Origin of the sequence: Novosphingobium sp. TH158, from assembly GCF_002855555.1 — a bacterium.
In the GTDB taxonomy this organism is placed as follows: domain Bacteria; phylum Pseudomonadota; class Alphaproteobacteria; order Sphingomonadales; family Sphingomonadaceae; genus Novosphingobium.
In genome coordinates, this window is the sequence record NZ_PKRT01000001.1 from 2,434,256 (window position 1) to 2,451,783 (window position 17,528).

Annotated in this window: 14 protein-coding genes and 1 pseudogene; 8 read left to right on the plus strand and 7 right to left on the minus strand. The window is 66.5% G+C overall.

The genetic code is table 11. The features are described 5' to 3' along the window. Nucleotides 1–46: 46 nt before the first annotated feature. From C0V78_RS12015 to C0V78_RS12030, 4 genes are all read left to right on the plus strand, one after another. Nucleotides 47–811: a DUF4167 domain-containing protein gene (locus C0V78_RS12015; protein WP_254049907.1), complete on the plus strand. Its 765-nt coding sequence runs from the start codon at nt 47–49 to the stop codon at nt 809–811. Nucleotides 812–888: 77 nt separating this feature from the next. Then, nucleotides 889–2,460 carry an apolipoprotein N-acyltransferase gene (gene lnt / locus C0V78_RS12020; RefSeq protein WP_101797929.1) on the plus strand — a complete coding sequence of 524 codons (1,572 nt, stop codon included), beginning with the start codon at nt 889–891 and terminating at the stop codon, nt 2,458–2,460. A 41-nt stretch (nt 2,461–2,501) separates the two neighbouring features. Next, nucleotides 2,502–3,707, plus strand: a complete 1,206-nt coding sequence (gene metK / locus C0V78_RS12025) for a methionine adenosyltransferase (RefSeq protein WP_101797930.1) — start codon at nt 2,502–2,504, stop codon at nt 3,705–3,707. A gap of 25 nt (nt 3,708–3,732) precedes the next feature. Beyond that, complete coding sequence (locus C0V78_RS12030; RefSeq protein ID WP_216822181.1) at nt 3,733–4,476, plus strand: sulfite exporter TauE/SafE family protein; 744 nt, start codon at nt 3,733–3,735, stop codon at nt 4,474–4,476. Between the two features lie 4 nt (nt 4,477–4,480). Here the strand turns inward: C0V78_RS12030 and C0V78_RS12035 are convergent, their stop codons facing one another. Genes C0V78_RS12035 through C0V78_RS12050 form a run of 4 tightly spaced genes read right to left on the minus strand, consistent with a single transcriptional unit; the run spans nt 4,481 to nt 7,582 of the window. Beyond that, complete coding sequence (locus tag C0V78_RS12035) at nt 4,481–5,032, minus strand: glutathione peroxidase (protein ID WP_101797932.1); 552 nt, start codon at nt 5,030–5,032, stop codon at nt 4,481–4,483. Nucleotides 5,033–5,057: 25 nt separating this feature from the next. Beyond that, nucleotides 5,058–5,717: a CoA transferase subunit B gene (locus C0V78_RS12040; RefSeq protein ID WP_101797933.1), complete on the minus strand. Its 660-nt coding sequence runs from the start codon at nt 5,715–5,717 to the stop codon at nt 5,058–5,060. A 36-nt stretch (nt 5,718–5,753) separates the two neighbouring features. Then, on the minus strand, nt 5,754–6,875 hold the full coding sequence (locus C0V78_RS12045) for a hypothetical protein (RefSeq protein ID WP_101797934.1): 1,122 nt from the start codon (nt 6,873–6,875) through the stop codon (nt 5,754–5,756). After that, nucleotides 6,875–7,582 (minus strand): CoA transferase subunit A, encoded by a 708-nt coding sequence (locus C0V78_RS12050; protein ID WP_101797935.1) that lies wholly within the window; start codon nt 7,580–7,582, stop codon nt 6,875–6,877. Before C0V78_RS12050 ends, C0V78_RS12045 begins: the two co-directional genes overlap by 1 nt. 221 nt (nt 7,583–7,803) lie before the next feature. On the opposite strand from C0V78_RS12050, the gene C0V78_RS12055 reads away from it, so the two are divergent. Beyond that, complete coding sequence (locus C0V78_RS12055) at nt 7,804–8,586, plus strand: universal stress protein (RefSeq protein ID WP_101797936.1); 783 nt, start codon at nt 7,804–7,806, stop codon at nt 8,584–8,586. Between the two features lie 399 nt (nt 8,587–8,985). Beyond that, nucleotides 8,986–11,288: pseudogene (locus tag C0V78_RS12060) on the plus strand (CDC48 family AAA ATPase). Between the two features lie 18 nt (nt 11,289–11,306). Here the strand turns inward: C0V78_RS12060 and polA are convergent. Further along, nucleotides 11,307–14,159, minus strand: coding sequence for a DNA polymerase I (gene polA / locus C0V78_RS12065; protein WP_101797937.1), 2,853 nt, complete (start codon nt 14,157–14,159; stop codon nt 11,307–11,309). A 281-nt stretch (nt 14,160–14,440) separates the two neighbouring features. Here polA and C0V78_RS12070 point away from each other — a divergent pair, with 281 nt between their 5' ends. Continuing rightward, on the plus strand, nt 14,441–14,638 hold the full coding sequence (locus tag C0V78_RS12070) for a hypothetical protein (RefSeq protein ID WP_101797938.1): 198 nt from the start codon (nt 14,441–14,443) through the stop codon (nt 14,636–14,638). Between the two features lie 208 nt (nt 14,639–14,846). Then, complete coding sequence (locus tag C0V78_RS12075) at nt 14,847–15,152, plus strand: hypothetical protein (RefSeq protein ID WP_101797939.1); 306 nt, start codon at nt 14,847–14,849, stop codon at nt 15,150–15,152. An 85-nt stretch (nt 15,153–15,237) separates the two neighbouring features. On the opposite strand, the gene C0V78_RS12080 is transcribed toward C0V78_RS12075, so the two are convergent. Both C0V78_RS12080 and C0V78_RS12085 read right to left on the minus strand, forming a co-directional pair. Continuing rightward, the gene (locus tag C0V78_RS12080; protein ID WP_254049908.1) at nt 15,238–16,353 is read right to left on the minus strand and encodes a serine hydrolase; all 1,116 of its coding nucleotides are present in this window, start codon (nt 16,351–16,353) and stop codon (nt 15,238–15,240) included. 288 nt (nt 16,354–16,641) lie between these two features. Beyond that, on the minus strand, nt 16,642–17,382 hold the full coding sequence (locus tag C0V78_RS12085) for an outer membrane protein (RefSeq protein WP_101797940.1): 741 nt from the start codon (nt 17,380–17,382) through the stop codon (nt 16,642–16,644). Nucleotides 17,383–17,528: the final 146 nt, after the last annotated feature.

A 17,528-nucleotide genomic window follows, 5' to 3' on the forward strand; every position in this document is an offset into this window, starting at 1 on the left:
TGTTGCTCCAGGTGGCGCGGCGGGAACGGTGAAGGATTACTCACCCTTGAACAACAATCGTGGTAATAACCGCCGGCGCGGCCGGGGCAATCGCCAGAATAACGGTGGCGGCGGCCAGCAGTTGAACCGGATCGACAGCCGGGCGCGCGGCAATGCGCCCCAGATGCTCGAAAAATACCGCAAGCTGGCGCACGATGCGCACCTCAACGGTGATCGCGTCCAGGCGGAATATTACCTGCAGTTCGCCGATCATTACTTCCGCGTGATTGCCGACCAGCGCCAGCGCCAGGAAGAACAGCGCGCCCGCCGCGACGATCGCTGGCAGGAAGGGTCTGATGAAGGCGAGGATGCGGTGGAAGATACCGCACCCGGCGATTTCCCGACCTTCGACCAGCCGGTCTACAACCGCCGTGAAGATCGCCAGCCCCGCGAAGAACGCCAGCCCCGCGAGGAGCGCCAGCCGCGTGAAGAACGCCAGCCGCGCGCGGTGGAAGACGATGCCGACGAGGGCGAAGCGGCCCCGGCTGACGTCGATCCGGCCTCGATCTTCGAACCGGCGGAAAACCCCTTCGTGCGCGAGCGTTCGGGCAATCGCGGGCTGAAGCCCCGCCGCGAAGAACGCCGTCCGCGCCGCGAACGCAGCGAGGACGATGCGCCTGCCGCGCTCGATGCCTCGATCCTGCCCCCGGCCATCGGCGCATCGCGTGACGAAGCTCCGGCTAACGAACCGGCTGGCGAGGAAGCACCGGCCCCGCGCCGTCGCACCCGCAAGCCCAAGGCCGAAGCTGCGCCCGAGGAAGCGGCGGAATAATTTCCGCGCGCTTCGCGGGCGGTGCGCCGCCCGCGCCACCTTGCGCCCCCGGGTGAACCCCGCCACAAGCGTGGCCGATGGTTGCACCTGCCCGTATCGCTGAAAGCCTGCTGTCGCGCCCGCTGCTGCTGGCGCCGCTGTTCGGCGCCCTTGCCGCCTGCGGTTTCGAGCCGCTGCATCTCTGGCCGCTGACGCTGGTCTCGCTGGCCTGGCTTGTCGTCGCCGTTGCCTGCGCGCCCGATCGCAAGCGCGCGCTGCTGACCGGCTGGCTGTGGGGCGTGGGCCATTTCACCGTGGGCAATACCTGGATCGCCACCGCCTTTGGCTATCAGGCGCAGATGCCTGCGTGGCTGGGCGGCATCGCGGTGTTCCTGCTTTCGCTTTATCTCGCGGTCTATCCTGCGCTGGCAACGCTGGCCGCATGGCATGCCCGCCGCCGGCCGCTGGCGCTGGTGATCGCGCTGGCGGGCGCATGGATCGTGGCCGAATGGCTGCGCGGCTGGGTGTTCACCGGCTTTGCCTGGAACCCGCTGGGCGTTGCCCTGCTCGGCCCGCACGAGGGGCAGGGGCTGGCCATGGTCACGCGCTGGATCGGCACTTACGGGCTTTCGGGCCTCGTCGTGCTGATCTCGGGCCTGATCCTTGCGCTCGGCAGGAACCGGCGCGGCGCGCTGCCGGCGCTGGGGCTTGCCGCCACGGTGGCGGCGATGCTGGTGAAGGGCACGATCCCCGAGCCGCAGGGCCGCATTCCCTACACGCTGGTCCAGCCCAACATCCCGCAGCAGGACATCGCCAACCCCGCCGCCTTCGAGGACCAGTTTCAGAAGCTGGCACGACTCTCGCTGCCACAGGACCGCGATGCGCGGCGGCTGGTGCTCTGGCCGGAAAGCGGCGTTCCCGATTACCTGCGCGAGGGCTATCCCCGCTATTTCTATCAGGAAACCACCTATGCCGCCGATCCGGTGCTGGCCCGCCGCCGCATCGGCTCGGTGATCAGACCGGGCGCGCTGCTGCTGACCGGCGCGGTCGATCTCGAGATGGCGGGCGATGCCGTGCTGGGCGCGCGCAACGTCGTCACCGCGCTTGACGGGCAAGGGGCGATCCGCGCCTCCTATGCCAAGGCGCACCTTGTGCCTTATGGCGAATACCTGCCGATGCGCAGCCTGCTCGAACCGCTGGGCCTGTCGCGGCTGGTGGCGGGCAGCCTTGATTTCCTGCCCGGTCCGGGCCCGCGTTCGGCCGATTTCGGCGCCTATGGCAAGGCAGGCTTCCAGATCTGCTACGAGATCGTCTTTTCTGGCGAGGTGGTGAACCGCGCCGACCGGCCTGACTATGTGTTCAACCCGTCCAACGATGGCTGGTTCGGTGCCTGGGGGCCGCCGCAGCACCTTGCCCAGGCCCGTCTGCGCGCGATCGAGGAAGGGCTGCCGGTGCTGCGTTCGACCACCAACGGCATCAGCGCGGTGATCGACGCCGATGGCATCGTCCGCCAGCAGCTGCCGCGCTTCGTGGCCGGGCGGCTCGACGGAACAGTGCCGCCCCCGCACGTGCCGACGCTTTTCGCACGCTTCGGCAATGTATTGCCGCTTGTCCTGGCAGCAGTTCTTCTTGCCTTCAGCCTGCTTGTCTTGCGCCGCGCGGGCCGCTAGGTAGCAAGACATATAACGATTGCTTTATATCAGGATCGACCATGCGCGAATCGTACCTCTTCACTTCCGAATCGGTTTCCGAAGGCCACCCGGACAAGGTTTCCGACCAGATCAGCGATGCCATCGTCGACCTGTTCCTGTCGAAGGACCCCGAAGCGCGCATCGCCTGCGAAACGCTGACTACCACCCAGCTTGTCGTCCTGGCCGGCGAAATCCGCTGCAAGGGCGTGTACGAAAACGGCGAGTGGGCCCCCGGCGCGAAGGAAGAGATCGAGGCTACCGTCCGCCGCACGGTGAAGGAAATCGGTTACGAGCAGGACGGCTTTCACTGGGAGAAGCTGGAATTCATCAACCGCCTGCACGGCCAGTCCGCCCATATCGCGCAGGGCGTGGACGCGGGCGCGAACAAGGATGAAGGCGCCGGCGACCAGGGCATCATGTTCGGCTATGCGACGGACGAAACGCCCGACCTGATGCCGGCAACGCTGGATTACAGCCACAAGATCCTGGCCCGCATGGCGGCGGATCGCCACTCGGGCGCGGCTCCGTTCCTTGAGCCCGACGCCAAGAGCCAGGTGACGCTGCGCTATGAAGGCAGCCTGCCGGTGGCCGCCACCGCCGTGGTCGTCTCCACCCAGCACGCCAAGGGCTATGACGAGGGCGAGAAGGAAGCCGAACTGCACGCCTATGTGAAGCGCGTGATTGCCGATGTCATCCCGCCGGTGCTGCTGCGCGACACCGAATACTTCATCAACCCGACAGGCTCTTTCGAGATCGGCGGACCCGATGGCGATGCCGGCCTCACCGGCCGCAAGATCATCGTCGATACCTATGGCGGTGCGGCTCCGCACGGCGGCGGCGCCTTCAGCGGCAAGGACCCGACCAAGGTTGACCGTTCGGCGGCCTATATCACCCGCTACCTCGCCAAGAACATCGTCGCGGCCGGCTATGCCACGCGCTGCACGATCCAGCTGGCCTATGCCATCGGCGTGTCGAAGCCGCTGTCGCTCTATGTCGACACGCACGAGACCGGCACGGTGGGCGACGACAAGATCGAAGAGGCGATCATGGGCATCGCCAAGCTGGGCGGCCTGACTCCGCGTGCGATCCGCACCCACCTGGGCCTCAACAAGCCGATCTACCGCAAGACCGCCGCCTATGGCCACTTCGGCCAGAAGGCCGAGGGCGACCTGTTCCCCTGGGAACGCACTGACCTGGTGGACGACCTGAAGGCGGCGCTGGGCTGATCCGGCCGGCGGGGAGAGAGCGGCCTTGGACTTTAGCCAGACCGACTACCTCCTTGCGCTGGCGATGATGATCGGAGCGACGCTCTATTCGAGCGTCGGCCACGGCGGGGCATCGGCCTATATCGCGCTGATGGCGCTGTTCGGCGTGCAGCAGCCGGTGATGAAGCCTACCGCGCTGGTGCTCAATCTCGTTGTTTCGGGGCTGGGCTCGCTGCGCTTTGCGCGCGCCGGGCAGCTCCGCTGGCGCACGCTCTGGCCCTTCCTTGCCGGATCGCTGCCCTTTGCCTTCATCGGTGGCGGGCTGAAGGTTCCGGCAGAGCTTTACCGCCCGCTGGTCGGCGCGGTGCTGCTCTATGCCGGGCTGCGCCTGCTCTGGCCAAGGCCGGTAAAGGCGCAGGCCGAATGGCGCGATCCGCCGGTCTGGCTGGCGGTGCTGTGCGGCGCGGGGATCGGGCTGCTTTCAGGCATCACCGGCACCGGCGGCGGCATATTTCTCTCGCCGCTGCTGCTGTTCATGGCCTGGTCGCTGCCCAAGCCGGCAAGCGGCGTTGCGGCGCTGTTCATCCTCGCCAATTCGGTCGCCGGGCTGGCGGGCAATGTGGCGCAGGTGCAGGCCCTGCCGCCGCAATTGCCGCTTTATGCCGGGGCCGTGCTGCTGGGCGGGCTGGCGGGCACCACGTTGGGTATCCGCCTGACCGCGCCCTGGGTGGTGCGGGCGCTGGGCGCAGTGCTTCTGGTCGCCAGCGCCAAGATGTTCGGGGTGTACTGAGGGCTCAGCCGGCCTTGGCCAGCTCTACCTCGATCGCACCGACCAGCGCCATGTCGTCCGGCGTCACCGCAGGCGAAAACCGCGCCGCCACTCGCCCGTCGCGGCCGATCAGGAACTTTTCGAAGTTCCACAGCACTTCCGGGTCCTCGGTCGGCGTCATGCCATAGCCGCGCAGCTTCTCGCGCCAGGCAGCCGCATCGCCCTGCTTCATTGGCATTTCGGCGGTCAGCGCGGCATAGAGCGGCTGCTTTTCCAGGCCGGTCACGTCCGCCTTGGCGAAAAGCGGGAACGAGACGTTGTAGTTGACCGAGCAGAAATCGGCGATCTCGGTGTTCGAGCCGGGTTCCTGTCCGCCGAAATCGTTGGCCGGGAAGCCCAGCACCTCGAAGCCCTGGTCCTTGAAGCGGCGGTAGAGCGCTTCCAGCCCCTCGTACTGCGGGGTCAGCCCGCATTTGGAGGCGACGTTGACCACCAGCAGCACCTTGCCGCGATGATCGCCCAGCGTATCGAAGCTGCCATCGATGCGGGTCAGGGGAATGTCGGCAAGGCTGCTCATGGGGTCTCTCCGCTTTGGACTGGTGTTATTCGACGTAGTGCGCGCTGGTGCGGGCGCGGACTTCTTCGGCGGTCACGCCGGGAGCCAGTTCGACCAGCCGGAAGGCCGAAGCATGATCGTCGCGCTTGAACACGGCAAGGTCGGTCACGATCATGTCCACCACGTTGCGCCCCGTAAGCGGCAGGGTGCAGGCCGGGATGAACTTGGCGCTGCCGTCCTTGGCGCAGTGTTCCATCACCACGATGATCTTCTTGACGCCGGCGACAAGGTCCATCGCGCCGCCCATGCCCTTGATCATCTTGCCGGGGATCATCCAGTTGGCGATGTCGCCGTTCTCGGCCACTTCCATCGCGCCCAGCACGGTCAGGTCGATGTGCCCGCCGCGGATCATGGCGAAGGACTGAGCAGAGTCGAAATAGGCCGAATGCGGCAGTTCGCTGATCGTCTGCTTGCCGGCGTTGATCAGGTCTGCATCCACCTCGTCGTCATAGGGGAAGGGGCCGATGCCCAGCATGCCGTTTTCCGACTGCAGCGTCACCGTGATGCCTTCGGGAACATGGTTCGCCACCAGCGTCGGGATGCCGATGCCCAGGTTCACGTAATAGCCGTCTTCCAGCTCCTGCGCGGCGCGGGCGGCCATCTGGTCTCGGCTCCAGCCCTTGGTCAGGCTGTCATGGGTGGTCATTGTCTGTCAGGTCCTTAGGCAATCGGGAAAGGGCAATCAGGGAAGCGGGGCAGGGGCGATGAACCAGCCGTTGCCGAACAGGCGGTCGGCCGGGATCGTTGCCTCGGCATCCTTGAGGTAATCGAAGGCTTCGTCGAAATCGCCGCGACGGTCGCCCGCCATGGCGAGCACGCACCAGTTGCGCGCGGCAGAAAGGCGGCGCGCCTGCTTGCGATCGCCGGGCCCCTTGAGCAGCAGCAGGCGATCGGTCTTGCTCGGGTCCAGTCCGGTGCGGGCCAGCGCGCTGGCAACCTGTTCGGCCTGTTCCACCGGCAGGGCGCTGGACCACAGCACGGTGATCCCGGCCGCGCGCATGGCGGAAAGCGCCTCTGCCAGGCCGGGCTGCGGCGCGGCGGCGGCGGGGTTGAACACGTCGAGCCCCGGATCGAGATCGATCATCACCGCCGGTTGCAGCTTGCCGCACTGGGCACGGCGCGGGCTGGAAAGCGGATCGTTGGCATCGATCACGTCAAGCACGGCATCGGCCTGCGGCGAGTTCACGCGGCTGAGCGCATAGGAGGTAAGGCCGAGGTAGCCCGAGCTCTTGCCCGTAACCGGGATGGCCTCGGGTGCCGGCGGCAGCATGGCGGACTTGCCCATGGGCGGTTTCGGCGCGCTCGGCACCAGCTCGGCAGTTGGCGCGGCGGCGGCAATGACCGGGGCTGCGGACCGCGGCGCTTCTGCGGGCTTTGCTGCCGGGGCGGGGTCGATCGGCCTGGGTGCCGGGCCAAGCACCTGCGGCGCGATGCTGACCGGGGCGGGGGTGGCATAGGCCGCCTTGCTCACGGTCGTCGCCGGAGCAGGCGCGCTGGCAGGCGCCGGTGGCTGCTGTTCGGTTACGGTATAAATCCGCGGGCCGGCCTGCGCCGGTTCCACCGCCACGGGGCTGGTCACCACCGTGGGAGCAAGGCTGGCCTTGGGCGGTTCCTCGCCCACGAACACCGCCTTGCGGACTTCCTTGGGCGGCACGGAGGCGTCGGGCTTGCCGGATTCGCCATCGACCTGGGTCTTGGTGATCGCGGCACCGGCAATCACGGGAATGGCGGCGGCAACGCAGCCTTGCAGCGCCATCAGCGCCGCCACGGCGAGGCCTGCCCTGAGCGCCCCCGCCCCCCGCATCAGGCCGATTCCCGCTCGCGCACGGTGCGGAATTCGATCTTCTTGTCGTAAGGCGCGCCCAGCACCAGCCGCTGGACATAGACGCCCGGCAGGTGGATCGCATCGGGATCGAGGCTGCCCGGCTCGACGATTTCCTCCACCTCGACCACGGTCACCTTGCCGCAGGTGGCGGCGGGCACGTTGAAGTTGCGCGCCGTCTTGCGGAACACGACGTTGCCCGTGGTATCGGCCTTCCATGCCTTGACGATGGCCAGGTCGGCAAAGATGCCGCGTTCCAGGATGTATTCCTGCCCGTCGAACTCCTTCACTTCCTTGCCCTCGGCAACGGCCGTGCCGACGCCGGTCTTGGTGTAGAAGCCGGGAATGCCCGCGCCGCCGGCGCGCATGCGTTCTGCCAGGGTGCCTTGCGGGCAGAATTCCACTTCCAGCTCGCCCGAAAGGAACTGGCGTTCGAACTCCTTGTTCTCGCCCACGTAGGAAGAGATCATCTTCTTCACCTGCCGCGTACGCAGCAGCTTGCCGATGCCTTCGTTATCGATGCCGGCGTTGTTGCTGGCGAAGGTCAGGTCCTTGACGCCCGATGCGGCGATCGCGTCGATCAGCCGTTCGGGGATGCCGCAAAGGCCGAAGCCGCCGCTGGCGATCAGCAGGCCATCGCGCAGGAGGCCGTCGAGGGCAGCGGTCGCGTCGGGATAAAGCTTGTTCATTCTCGCTCCGGAATCGAAGGCATCGGGAAAACTTCCCCCTGACTAGCCGAACCATCCGGGCGGAGCAATTGCGCCCATCGCACTTGCCGCTGCGGCCTGTGCAACCGGGGTCTCGGTATTTGACCTGAGTCATGGTATCGTCCCGCCCAGCACTGCAAGATGCAAAAGGTCGCACGATCCAGGCCGGCGGGAACCGGCCGCAACCTTGGGAGTATTCGCCGATGCGCTCCATTCTCGTTCTTGCCGACCGGTCCGACGCTGCGCGCGGACGGATCGATACCGCCCTCTCGCTCGCCCGCATGACCGAAGGCCACGTCACCTTGCTGGTCGATACGCCGGTGATGCGCTTTACCGCCGTCGATGCCATGGGCGGGGCCATGGTTGCCACCGATGCCCTGCAAGAGGCCGTGCGCAACGACGATGCCTATGCCCAGGAGATCGAGGCACATCTTTCGCGCGCCGACGTGCCCTGTTCGGTCATGCGCGCCGAAGCCGAGCCGCTGGATGCGATGAGCCAGTCCGCCCGCCTTTCCGATATCGCCATCGTCTCGCGCGGGGATCCGCTGGCCGGTGACCTGCCGCTGGCCATGCGCGGCCCGGTGCTCGCCGTCAGCGACGAGCGCGAACTGGCCTTCCCGCTCGCCCGCGCCTGCATCGCCTGGGATGGCAGTGCCGAGGCGGCGGCCGCGCTGCGCGGCGCGGTGCCGCTGCTCGCTGGCTGCGGCGAAGTGACGGTGATCACGGTCGAGGATGCGCCGCGCGAATGGCCCGCCACTGATGCCGTCGAATACCTGTCGCGCCATGGCGTCTCGGCAGAGATGCAGGTGCTGCCGCGGATCGGCTCGGTTGAGGAAACGCTGCTGCGCGAAGTGCAGATGCGCGATGCCCAGCTGCTGATCATGGGCGCCTTCGGCCACAGCCGGGTGCGCGAGTTCCTGTTCGGCGGGGTGACCCGTTCGATGCTGGAAATGAAGCACGGTCCGGCATTGCTGCTGGCGCACTAAATCCCTGCTGCAATGCAGCAAAAGCAGTTGCAACAAGGCGCATCCACCTCTCCCGGTGGGTGCGCCTTGTTCATTTGGCGTTAAAAAACCCAAGATTTCCGTGGGCTGAAATTACTCTTGCGATCTTTGCAACTGACTACGCACATTTCGCACTTGCACAATAAGGGGCCCTGACCCATATAGGGCGGGCCTTTCAGGCATCCTCTCCCAAAGACTTCCAAAGGCCCGGTCGGAAACGCCCGGGCCATTTTTTTGCGCTTTGCCGCGGGGCAGCGGGATTCCGCCCCGGTCCCCACCCGCCGGGCCGCACTCTGCCATGCCGTCCGATTGCAATAGGCCTTTGCAGTTCCTAGCTTTGTCATGCCCCATCCGGGGACAGGCAGCCACAAGGACGATTTCATGGCCGAAGCAAAGGGCAAGGAAGCAACCAGCGTGAAGCTCCAGGTCGCGGCGGCGCGGCAGGAGGAGAGCGGCCACGGCATCGCCCGCCTGCCCAAGTCCACGCTTTCCGCGCTCGGCGTGACCGAGGGCGACGTGATCGAGGTGATCGGCAAGCGGTCCACCCCGGCGCGCGTTTTGCTGGCCTATCCCGAGGACGAAGGGCTGGAAGTGATCCGGCTCGACGGCCTCCAGCGCGCCAATGCCGAGGTCGGCTCGGGCGACCACGTCGAGGTGCGCCGCGCCGAATCGCGCCCGGCCACCCGCGTGATCTTTGCCCCCGCCCAGCGCGAGATGCGCCTTCAGGGCCCGTCCGAGGCGCTGCGCCGCAACTTCTTCCAGCGCCCGCTGCTGGCCGGGGACCTTGTCGCCACGGCCGGGCAGCAGCAGGTGCGCGACATGCCGCCGCAGGTGGCGCGCATGTTCAACGCGCCGGCCTATGCGCTCACCCAGATCCGCCTGATGGTGGTTTCCACCATGCCCAAGGGCATCGTCCACATCGACGAGAACACCGAGGTGGAACTGCGCGAGGAATACGAGGAGGCCCGCGACAGCCGCGCCGATGTCAATTACGATGACGTCGGCGGCATGGGCGATACCATCCGCCAGCTGCGCGAGATGGTGGAACTGCCGCTGCGCTATCCCGAACTGTTCACCCGCCTGGGGGTCGATCCGCCCAAGGGCGTGCTGCTCCATGGCCCGCCGGGAACCGGCAAGACGCGCCTTGCCCGCGCCGTCGCCAATGAAAGCGATGCCCACTTCATCACCATCAACGGGCCGGAAATCATGGGCTCGGCCTATGGCGAGAGCGAGCGCCGCCTGCGCGAGGTGTTCGAGGAGGCGGCACAGAATTCGCCCGCGATCGTGTTCATCGACGAGATCGATTCGATCGCGCCCAAGCGTTCCGGCGTCCAGGGTGAGGCGGAAAAGCGGCTGGTCGCGCAATTGCTGACGCTGATGGACGGGCTGCACGCGCGTTCCAACGTGGTCGTGATCGCCGCCACCAACCGCCCCGATGCAATCGACGAGGCGCTGCGCCGCCCCGGCCGCTTCGACCGCGAGATCGTGATCGGCGTGCCCGACGAGAAGGGCCGGCGCGAGATCATCGGCATCCACACCCGCGGCATGCCCCTGGGCGAGGATGTCGATCTCGACGAGCTTTCGCGCACCACGCACGGCTTTGTCGGCGCCGATCTTGCGGCTCTCGCCCGCGAGGCGGCGATCGAGGCGGTGCGCCGCATCATGCCCGAGCTTGACCTCGAGGCGCAGACCGTGCCGCCCGAAGTGCTGGAAAAGCTGTGCGTCATGCGCAACGACTTTGTCGAGGCGCTCAAGCGCGTGCAGCCCAGCGCCATGCGCGAAGTGATGGTGCAGGTGCCGAACATCGGCTGGGACGATGTCGGCGGCGTGCCCGAGGCAGAGGAACGGCTGCGCGAAGGCATCGAACTGCCGCTCAAGCACCCCGAGGCCTTCCACCGGCTGGGCATCCGCCCGGCCAAGGGCTTCCTGCTCTATGGCCCGCCCGGCACCGGCAAGACCCGCTGGCGAAGGCCGTGGCCAAGGAGAGCGAGGCGAACTTCATCTCGATCAAGAGCTCCGACCTGCTGTCCAAGTGGTATGGCGAGAGCGAGCAGCAGATCAGCCGCCTGTTCGCCCGTGCGCGGCAGGTTGCGCCTTGCGTGATCTTCATCGACGAGATCGACAGCCTTGTGCCTGCGCGCGGTTCCGGCGCGAACGAACCGCAGGTGACCGGCCGCGTGGTCAACACGATCCTGGCCGAGATGGACGGGCTGGAGGAATTGCAGTCGGTGATCCTGATCGGCGCGACCAACCGCCCCGGTCTCGTCGATCCGGCGATCATGCGCCCCGGCAGGCTGGATGAGCTGATCTATGTCGGCACGCCCAACCTGGAAGGCCGGATCCAGATCCTCGGCATCCACACCGCGAAGATGCCGCTGGCCAAGGACGTGGACCTGCGCCTTGTCGCGCTGGAAACCGAACGCTTCACCGGTGCCGACCTTGAGGACGTGGTGCGCCGCGCCGGCCTCAACGCCATCCGGCGCGCCGGCGAGAAGGTGAAGGCCGTCACCATGGAAGACTTCGGCGCGGCCCTGGCCGACAGCCGGGCGACCGTTACCGCCGAAATGGAAGCCGAATACGGCCGGATGAAGGGCGAACTGAAGAAGCGCGCCATGGCCGTGCCGCAGATCGGCTTCCTCGCCCCGGGCATGGTAGAGCCAAAGCGCGAGCGCAAGCACGGGTGAAAACGGGCGGGCGGTGCCTTAGTGCGCCGCCCCCCAGCTTGTCCCCGTGCCGATCTCCACGCCCAGCGGCACGTCAAGCTGTACGCTTGGCAGGGCAGCCTCGGCCATTACGCGTTCGATCACCGGCCGGGCCGCCGCTACGTCGGCTTCGGGCAGTTCGAACACCAGTTCGTCATGCACCTGCAGCAGCATCCTGACATCGGGCAGGCCCGCATCGGCGAGCGCAGGCCCCATGCGGACCATGGCGCGCTTGATGATGTCGGCGCTGGTGCCCTGGATCGGCGCGTTGATCGCCGCGCGTTCGCTGCCCTGCCGCTCGGCCCCGTTTGACGAGGAGATGCGCGGGAACCACGTCTTGCGGCCGAACAGCGTTTCCGAATAGCCCTTTTCGCGCACGTGCTCGATGGTCGAGTGGATGTAGCGGCGGATGCCGGGGAAGCGCTCGAAATAGCGGTCGATCATCGCCTGCGCCTCGTCCGCCGTCACGCCGAGGCGCGGGGCGAGGCCCCAGCGGCTGATGCCGTAGAGGATGGCGAAGTTGATCGTCTTGGCGCGCCCGCGCGTTTCGCGGTCTACCGTGCCGAACAGCTCCTGCGCGGTGCGGGCGTGGATGTCCTCGCCATGGGCGAAGGCTTCCTTCAGTTCGGGCACGTCGGCCATGTGCGCGGCAAGGCGCAGCTCGATCTGGCTGTAGTCGGCGGCCATCAGGACATGGCCCGGCTCGGCAACGAAGGCATCGCGGATCTGGCGGCCGATCTCGGTGCGGATCGGGATGTTCTGGAGGTTCGGCTCGGTGGAGGACAGCCGGCCCGTCTGCGCGCCGACCAGGCTGTAGCTGGTGTGGACACGACCGGTGCGCGGGTTGATCGCCGCCTGCAGCGCCTCGGTATAGGTGGAGCGCAGCTTGGTCAGCTGGCGCCATTCCAGCACCTTGGTGGCAATCTCCGCACCTTCGCCGGCCAGCCCTTCCAGCACCGACTGGTCGGTGGAATACTGGCCGCTCTTGCCCTTCTTGCCGCCCTTGAAGCCCAGCTTGTCGAACAGGATCTCGCCAAGCTGCTTGGGGCTGCCGATGGTGAATTCCTGCCCGGCGAGCGCGTGGACCTCTCCCTCAAGCTTGGCGATCTCGGCGGCGAAGGTGGCGGAAAGGCCGGCCAGCCGGTCACGATCGACCTTGATGCCGTGCCGCTCCATCTGCGCGACGACGGGCACCAGCGGGCGGTCCACCCGCTCATAGATGCGCGTGCCGCCTTCATGGCTGAGGCGCGGCTTGAGCACGCGGTGCAGCCGCCAGGTGATATCGGCATCCTCGGCGGCATATTCGGTGGCGCGGGCAATCGGCACTTCGGCAAAGGAAATCGCCTTCTGCCCGGTGCCGCACACGTCCTTGAAGGCGATGCATGTGTGCGAAAGGTGGCGCTGGGCCAGTTCGTCCATGCCGTGCCCGCCGCCGATCCCGTCGATCGCGCGGCCGGCATCGAGCGCGAAGGATATCACCATGGTATCGTCAAGCGGCGCCACGGCCACGCCATGGCGCGCCAGCACGTTGAGATCGTACTTGGCGTTGTGCCCCACCTTCAGCACGGCATCGCTTTCCAGCAGCGGCTTGAGCAGGGCCAGCGCCTTGGCCCGGTCCACCTGCTGCGGCCTTTCGGCAAACATGTCGCTGCCGCCATGGCCCAGCGGGATATAGCAGGCATCGTTCGGCCCGAGCGCCAGGCTGATGCCGACAAGGTCCGCCTGCATGGCATCGAGCGCGCTGGTTTCGGTATCGAAGGCGACCAGGCGGGCGGCAAGGGCGCGCTCCACCCAGGCCGCAAGCCGCTCAACCGTTTGCACGCATTCGTAGGCGGCATGGTCCACCGCCGGCATGTCCGGCAGGGGCTGGCGGTTGCCCTCGGGCGCGGGGGCGGCTCCGGCGGTGACGGGCTTGGCGGGGTTCAGGTCCACCCGCCGCTCGGGGCTGCCGCGCCCGTCGCCCAGCCGCTTGAGCAGGCTGTGGAAGCCGTGCTCGCCAAGGAAGGCGGCCAGCGGATCGGGCGGGATCGCGCCCAGCTTGAAATCTTCCAGCGGCACGGGCAGCGGGCAGTCTTCCTTCAGCTGCACCAGCACCCGCGAAAGCCGCGCCATCTCGGCATGTTCGATCAGGTTGTCGCGCAGCTTGGACGGCTTCATTGCCGGGGCTGCGGCCAGTGCCGCTTCAAGGCTGCCGTGTTCCTGGATCAGCTTGGTCGCCGTCTTGGGGCCGATGCCGCGGATACCGGGGACATTGTCCACCGAATCGCCCATCAGGGCCAGCACATCGCCCACCAGTTCGGGCGGCACGCCGAACTTCTCGACCACTTCGGCCACGTCGATCCGCTGGTTCTTCATCGTATCGAGCATGTCGATGCAGGCTTCGCCATCGCCCTCCTGCGGCTTGCACTTGCCGACGAGCTGCATCAGGTCCTTGTCGGAGGAAACGATGGTCACGTCCCAGCCGCGCGTGGTGGCGGCGCGGGCGTAGGAGGCGATGAGGTCGTCCGCTTCCAGCCCTTCCTCCTCGATGCAGGGCAGGCTGAAGGCGCGGGTCGCGTCGCGGATCAGGGGGAACTGGGGCTTCAGGTCTTCGGGCGGGGGCGGGCGATTGGCCTTGTACTGGTCGTAGATGTCGTTGCGAAAGCTCTTGCCCGAGGCATCGAGGATCACCGCCAGGTGCGTCGGGCCGTCCGCCTTGTTCAGGTCTTCCGCCAGCTTCCACAGCATGGTGGTGTAGCCATAGACCGCCCCCACCGGCACGCCGTGCGGATTGGTCAGCGGCGGCAGGCGGTGATAGGCGCGGAAGATATAGGCCGAGCCATCGACGAGATAGAGGTGCTGCTTGGCGTCCATGGTCGAATCTCTAGCAGCATTGCCCCCCGATGCCACCCGAGCGCTGGGGAAAACCTGTGGCCATACGTCTGCCACATTTACGTGCGATAGGGGAAGAATCGGCGGAAAACCGCCACACTGGCTCGACGCAACTGGCGTCTGAGCGACAAGTGCTTGCATCCTGCAGCGAACCGCATTATTTGTCCGCGCGAAGTCTACTGGATAGGTAGGCTTTACCGGGAGGATTCGCGGCATTGGGCCAAGGGTTCGAACGGGGTCCACTCGCTTAAGGATTACGATACATGCGCAAGATCGTTCTCGCCGCCGCTGTTGCCGGCGTCTTCGCTCTGTCGGCTTGCAAGGGCCAGGAAGCTGCTCCGGAAGCCACCACCGAAGCCACTGAAGCTGCCACCACCGAAGCTTCGGCTCCGGCTGTTGACGCTTCGGCTGCTCCGGCTGCTGACGCTTCGGCTGCTGCCAGCGAAGCTCCGAAGATGTAATCTTCGCCTTCTGGCAAAGAATTGGGGCGTGCAGGCTTGGCCTGCGCGCCCTTTTCTTTTGTCTTTTGTTGCACTTGCGAGATTGCGGACAGGGCGATTTGGCGGATTGACTCGCCCCCCGGCACGATCCAGCTTTCGCCCCGGGCTGGCGGAGTCGCATCACGCGGGGCTGCTGGCCGGGTCCAGACGCAACAAAGGATTATTGCCCATGCGCAAGATCGTTTTCCTCGCTACCGCGGCTTCGGCTGCCCTTGCCCTCTCTGCCTGCTCGAAGAATGAAAACGCCGCCGATGCCGTTGGCGATGCCGCCTCGGGCGCGGTCGAACAGGCTTCGGGTGCCGTCGATGCCGGCGCTGCCAAGGTCGATGAAGCGGCTGACAAGGCGGCCGACAAGGTTGGCGAAGCGGCCGGCGACGTGAAGGCTGCGGGCGAAGACGCGATCAAGGCCGGCGCGGCCAAGGTCAGCGAAGGCGCAGACAAGGTGAAGGCGGCGGCGGACAAGGTCGCCCAGTAAGGCTGTTTTATCCTGAGAAGCCTCAGAGGCGCGCCCCGGTCATCGCCGGGCGCGCCTTTTCTTTGTCGGGGACGAGTGGCTGGCTTTAGCGCAGCGCGGCACGGCGCGAGCTGGCTGCCTCGGCAAGGTAGCCATCGTAGAGCGCGCGGGCGATCGCGGCGATGCGGGCATCGCGCTGCGGCTTGCCGCCCTGTCCGGTCACGTAGATCGCCACCGCCAGGTTGCGCCCGTCGGGCGTCTTGATGAAGCCGACATCGCTGGCCGTGTTGGAAAGCGTGCCGGTCTTGTGCGCCACCTGCGTGCCCTGCGGCAGCAGGCCGCGGATGCGGTGCTTGCCGGTGACGGTGCGGCTCATCGCGCCCAGCAGCACGTCGCTCGACATCGGGCTCAGCCATTCGCGGCGGTAGATGCCCGAAAGCAGCCGAACCATGCCCAGCGGGGTCACGCTGTCACGCTTGTCGATCGAAACCGCGGGGTTCACCGCGCCATCATCGCGCACCAGGGTGGCGATGGTGCGGTCAATGCGGAAATCGGTGATGCCGGTGCGCGAATGGACCCAGCGCGTCACGGCATGCGGCCCGCCGACTGCGGCCAGCAGGGCATCGGTTGCCTGGTTGTCGCTGCGGGTGATGGTCGCCTCGATCAGGCTCAGCGCGCTCATCATCGTGCCTTGGCGGACCGGGGCCTGCGCGCTGGAGAACTTCTTCGACGGCACGGGGACCAGCAGCGGGTACTGGTCGTACAGCTTGAAGCGGCCCTCATCGACGCCGGCGAGGAACGTGGCGACAATGGCGATCTTGCTGGTCGAGGCCATGGGGAAGGCCTGTTCGCCCAGCACGGTAACCGCGCGGCCGCTGTCGAGATCGAGCGCGGCAACGCCGATGCGGCCCTGCGAGCCTTCCGCCAGCGCCGCGATCGAGGCTTCGAAGGGGTTGGCAAAACTGGGCATGGCAGGGGCCGGGTTGACCGGGGCCAGTGCCACCAGCGGCGCGGCCTGCGCGCTTGCCTTGGGCGCAACGGAGCGCTGCACAGTGATGCGGGGGGCAGCAACCTCTGCCCGCACCTTCGGCGCGGCAGCGGTGAACATGCTGTCGAATTCGGCTTCGAGCGAGCCGGCGGAGGCGGCGTGGGCCGGAGCCATGGCCGCCAGTGAGGCCGCCGAAAGCGCCGTCAGCAATCGCAAAGTCAGTCCCGTTTTCACGCTGCAAAACCTAGTCCGAGGAGGTTTACATATGCTCTACAGTTTACAATTTCGCCGCCAAGAGGCTAGCGGTGAAATGCACCGGGCGCGCGAGAAAATGCAAAAAACCGCAGAAAACCGTGCCTTATGTTGCAAAAAATTAACGAGTGCCACTCCGGTTTGCCCTCTCGGCAGGGGTTAAAACGCACAAATATGCAACACATTGGCCCGCCGCACGGCCACATGAAAAAGGACCGGAGGATTGCTCCCCCGGCCCTTCCTTGCCCGGACTGTGGCAGTCGGTGAATCTCAGAAGCCGACGCGAAGCCCCAGGCCGTAGCTGGTGGTCTTGATCTTGCCGAGCTGGTAGCCCGACACCGCATCATAGGCGACATCGACCTTGCTGACCCGGCGGTGGCGGAAGTCCGCGGTGAGCGCGATCGAGTCCGAGAGCTTGAATGCCACGCCCGCACCGATCTGCCAGGCGAACTTGCCCTTGCCTTCGCCGTCCACCTCGAAGCCGGCCACGCCAAGGCCGCCGCCGATGTAGGGCTCCACCTTGCCGCCCATGGGGATGTCGAACCACAGGTTGGCCATGGCGCTAAGCTGGCGCAGCTTGGGGCCGGATGCGAAGTTGACAGTATTGGTGCCGCTGAGCGTGCAATTGGTATATTCGATGTAATCGCAGAAATCGGTCGCATCGGCGCCAGTCAGCGTCACCGCCGTGCCGTTGACCTTGGCCAGCGAAACGGCCCGGATGGAATTGCGGGCATAGGCGATCTGCAGGTCGGCGCGAACGGTGCCGAAATCGTAACCCAGCGTGCCGCCGAACATCGCGGCCGACTTCAGGTCATAGCTGCCTTCGACCGTGTCCTTTGTCCCGTTGGCGACACCGAAGGTGCCGTCGGCATCGTAGATCGTCACCGGCACGTCGCTGACCGCGTTAACGCCAGCTTCGAGGCTGCCATAAAAACCGCGCCCCTCATCGGCCAGTGCCGCGCCCGGCACGAATGCCGCTGCAACCATCAAGCTCGCAATCATCCTGTTCATCGTATTCCCCTGAGTAGAATATCCCTGTGCCGGCCAAGGCCGGCTGCCTTTGCCGATAGACAGGGCCCTGCCGGGGAAAAATTCCCCGAACGTGGAAGCAATATGCTTCCCCCAAGGGGGAGGGGTTCGGTATTTTCTATTGTGCG

Coding starts and splice junctions, on each gene's coding strand:
- lnt (WP_101797929.1), top strand. CDS start 889: ATGGTTGCACCTGCCCGTATCGCTGAAAGCCTGCTGTCGCGCCCGCTG.
- metK (WP_101797930.1), top strand. CDS start 2,502: ATGCGCGAATCGTACCTCTTCACTTCCGAATCGGTTTCCGAAGGCCAC.
- C0V78_RS12035 (WP_101797932.1), bottom strand. CDS start 5,032: ATGAGCAGCCTTGCCGACATTCCCCTGACCCGCATCGATGGCAGCTTC.
- C0V78_RS12040 (WP_101797933.1), bottom strand. CDS start 5,717: ATGACCACCCATGACAGCCTGACCAAGGGCTGGAGCCGAGACCAGATG.
- C0V78_RS12045 (WP_101797934.1), bottom strand. CDS start 6,875: ATGCGGGGGGCGGGGGCGCTCAGGGCAGGCCTCGCCGTGGCGGCGCTG.
- C0V78_RS12050 (WP_101797935.1), bottom strand. CDS start 7,582: ATGAACAAGCTTTATCCCGACGCGACCGCTGCCCTCGACGGCCTCCTG.
- C0V78_RS12055 (WP_101797936.1), top strand. CDS start 7,804: ATGCGCTCCATTCTCGTTCTTGCCGACCGGTCCGACGCTGCGCGCGGA.
- polA (WP_101797937.1), bottom strand. CDS start 14,159: ATGGACGCCAAGCAGCACCTCTATCTCGTCGATGGCTCGGCCTATATC.
- C0V78_RS12070 (WP_101797938.1), top strand. CDS start 14,441: ATGCGCAAGATCGTTCTCGCCGCCGCTGTTGCCGGCGTCTTCGCTCTG.
- C0V78_RS12075 (WP_101797939.1), top strand. CDS start 14,847: ATGCGCAAGATCGTTTTCCTCGCTACCGCGGCTTCGGCTGCCCTTGCC.
- C0V78_RS12085 (WP_101797940.1), bottom strand. CDS start 17,382: ATGAACAGGATGATTGCGAGCTTGATGGTTGCAGCGGCATTCGTGCCG.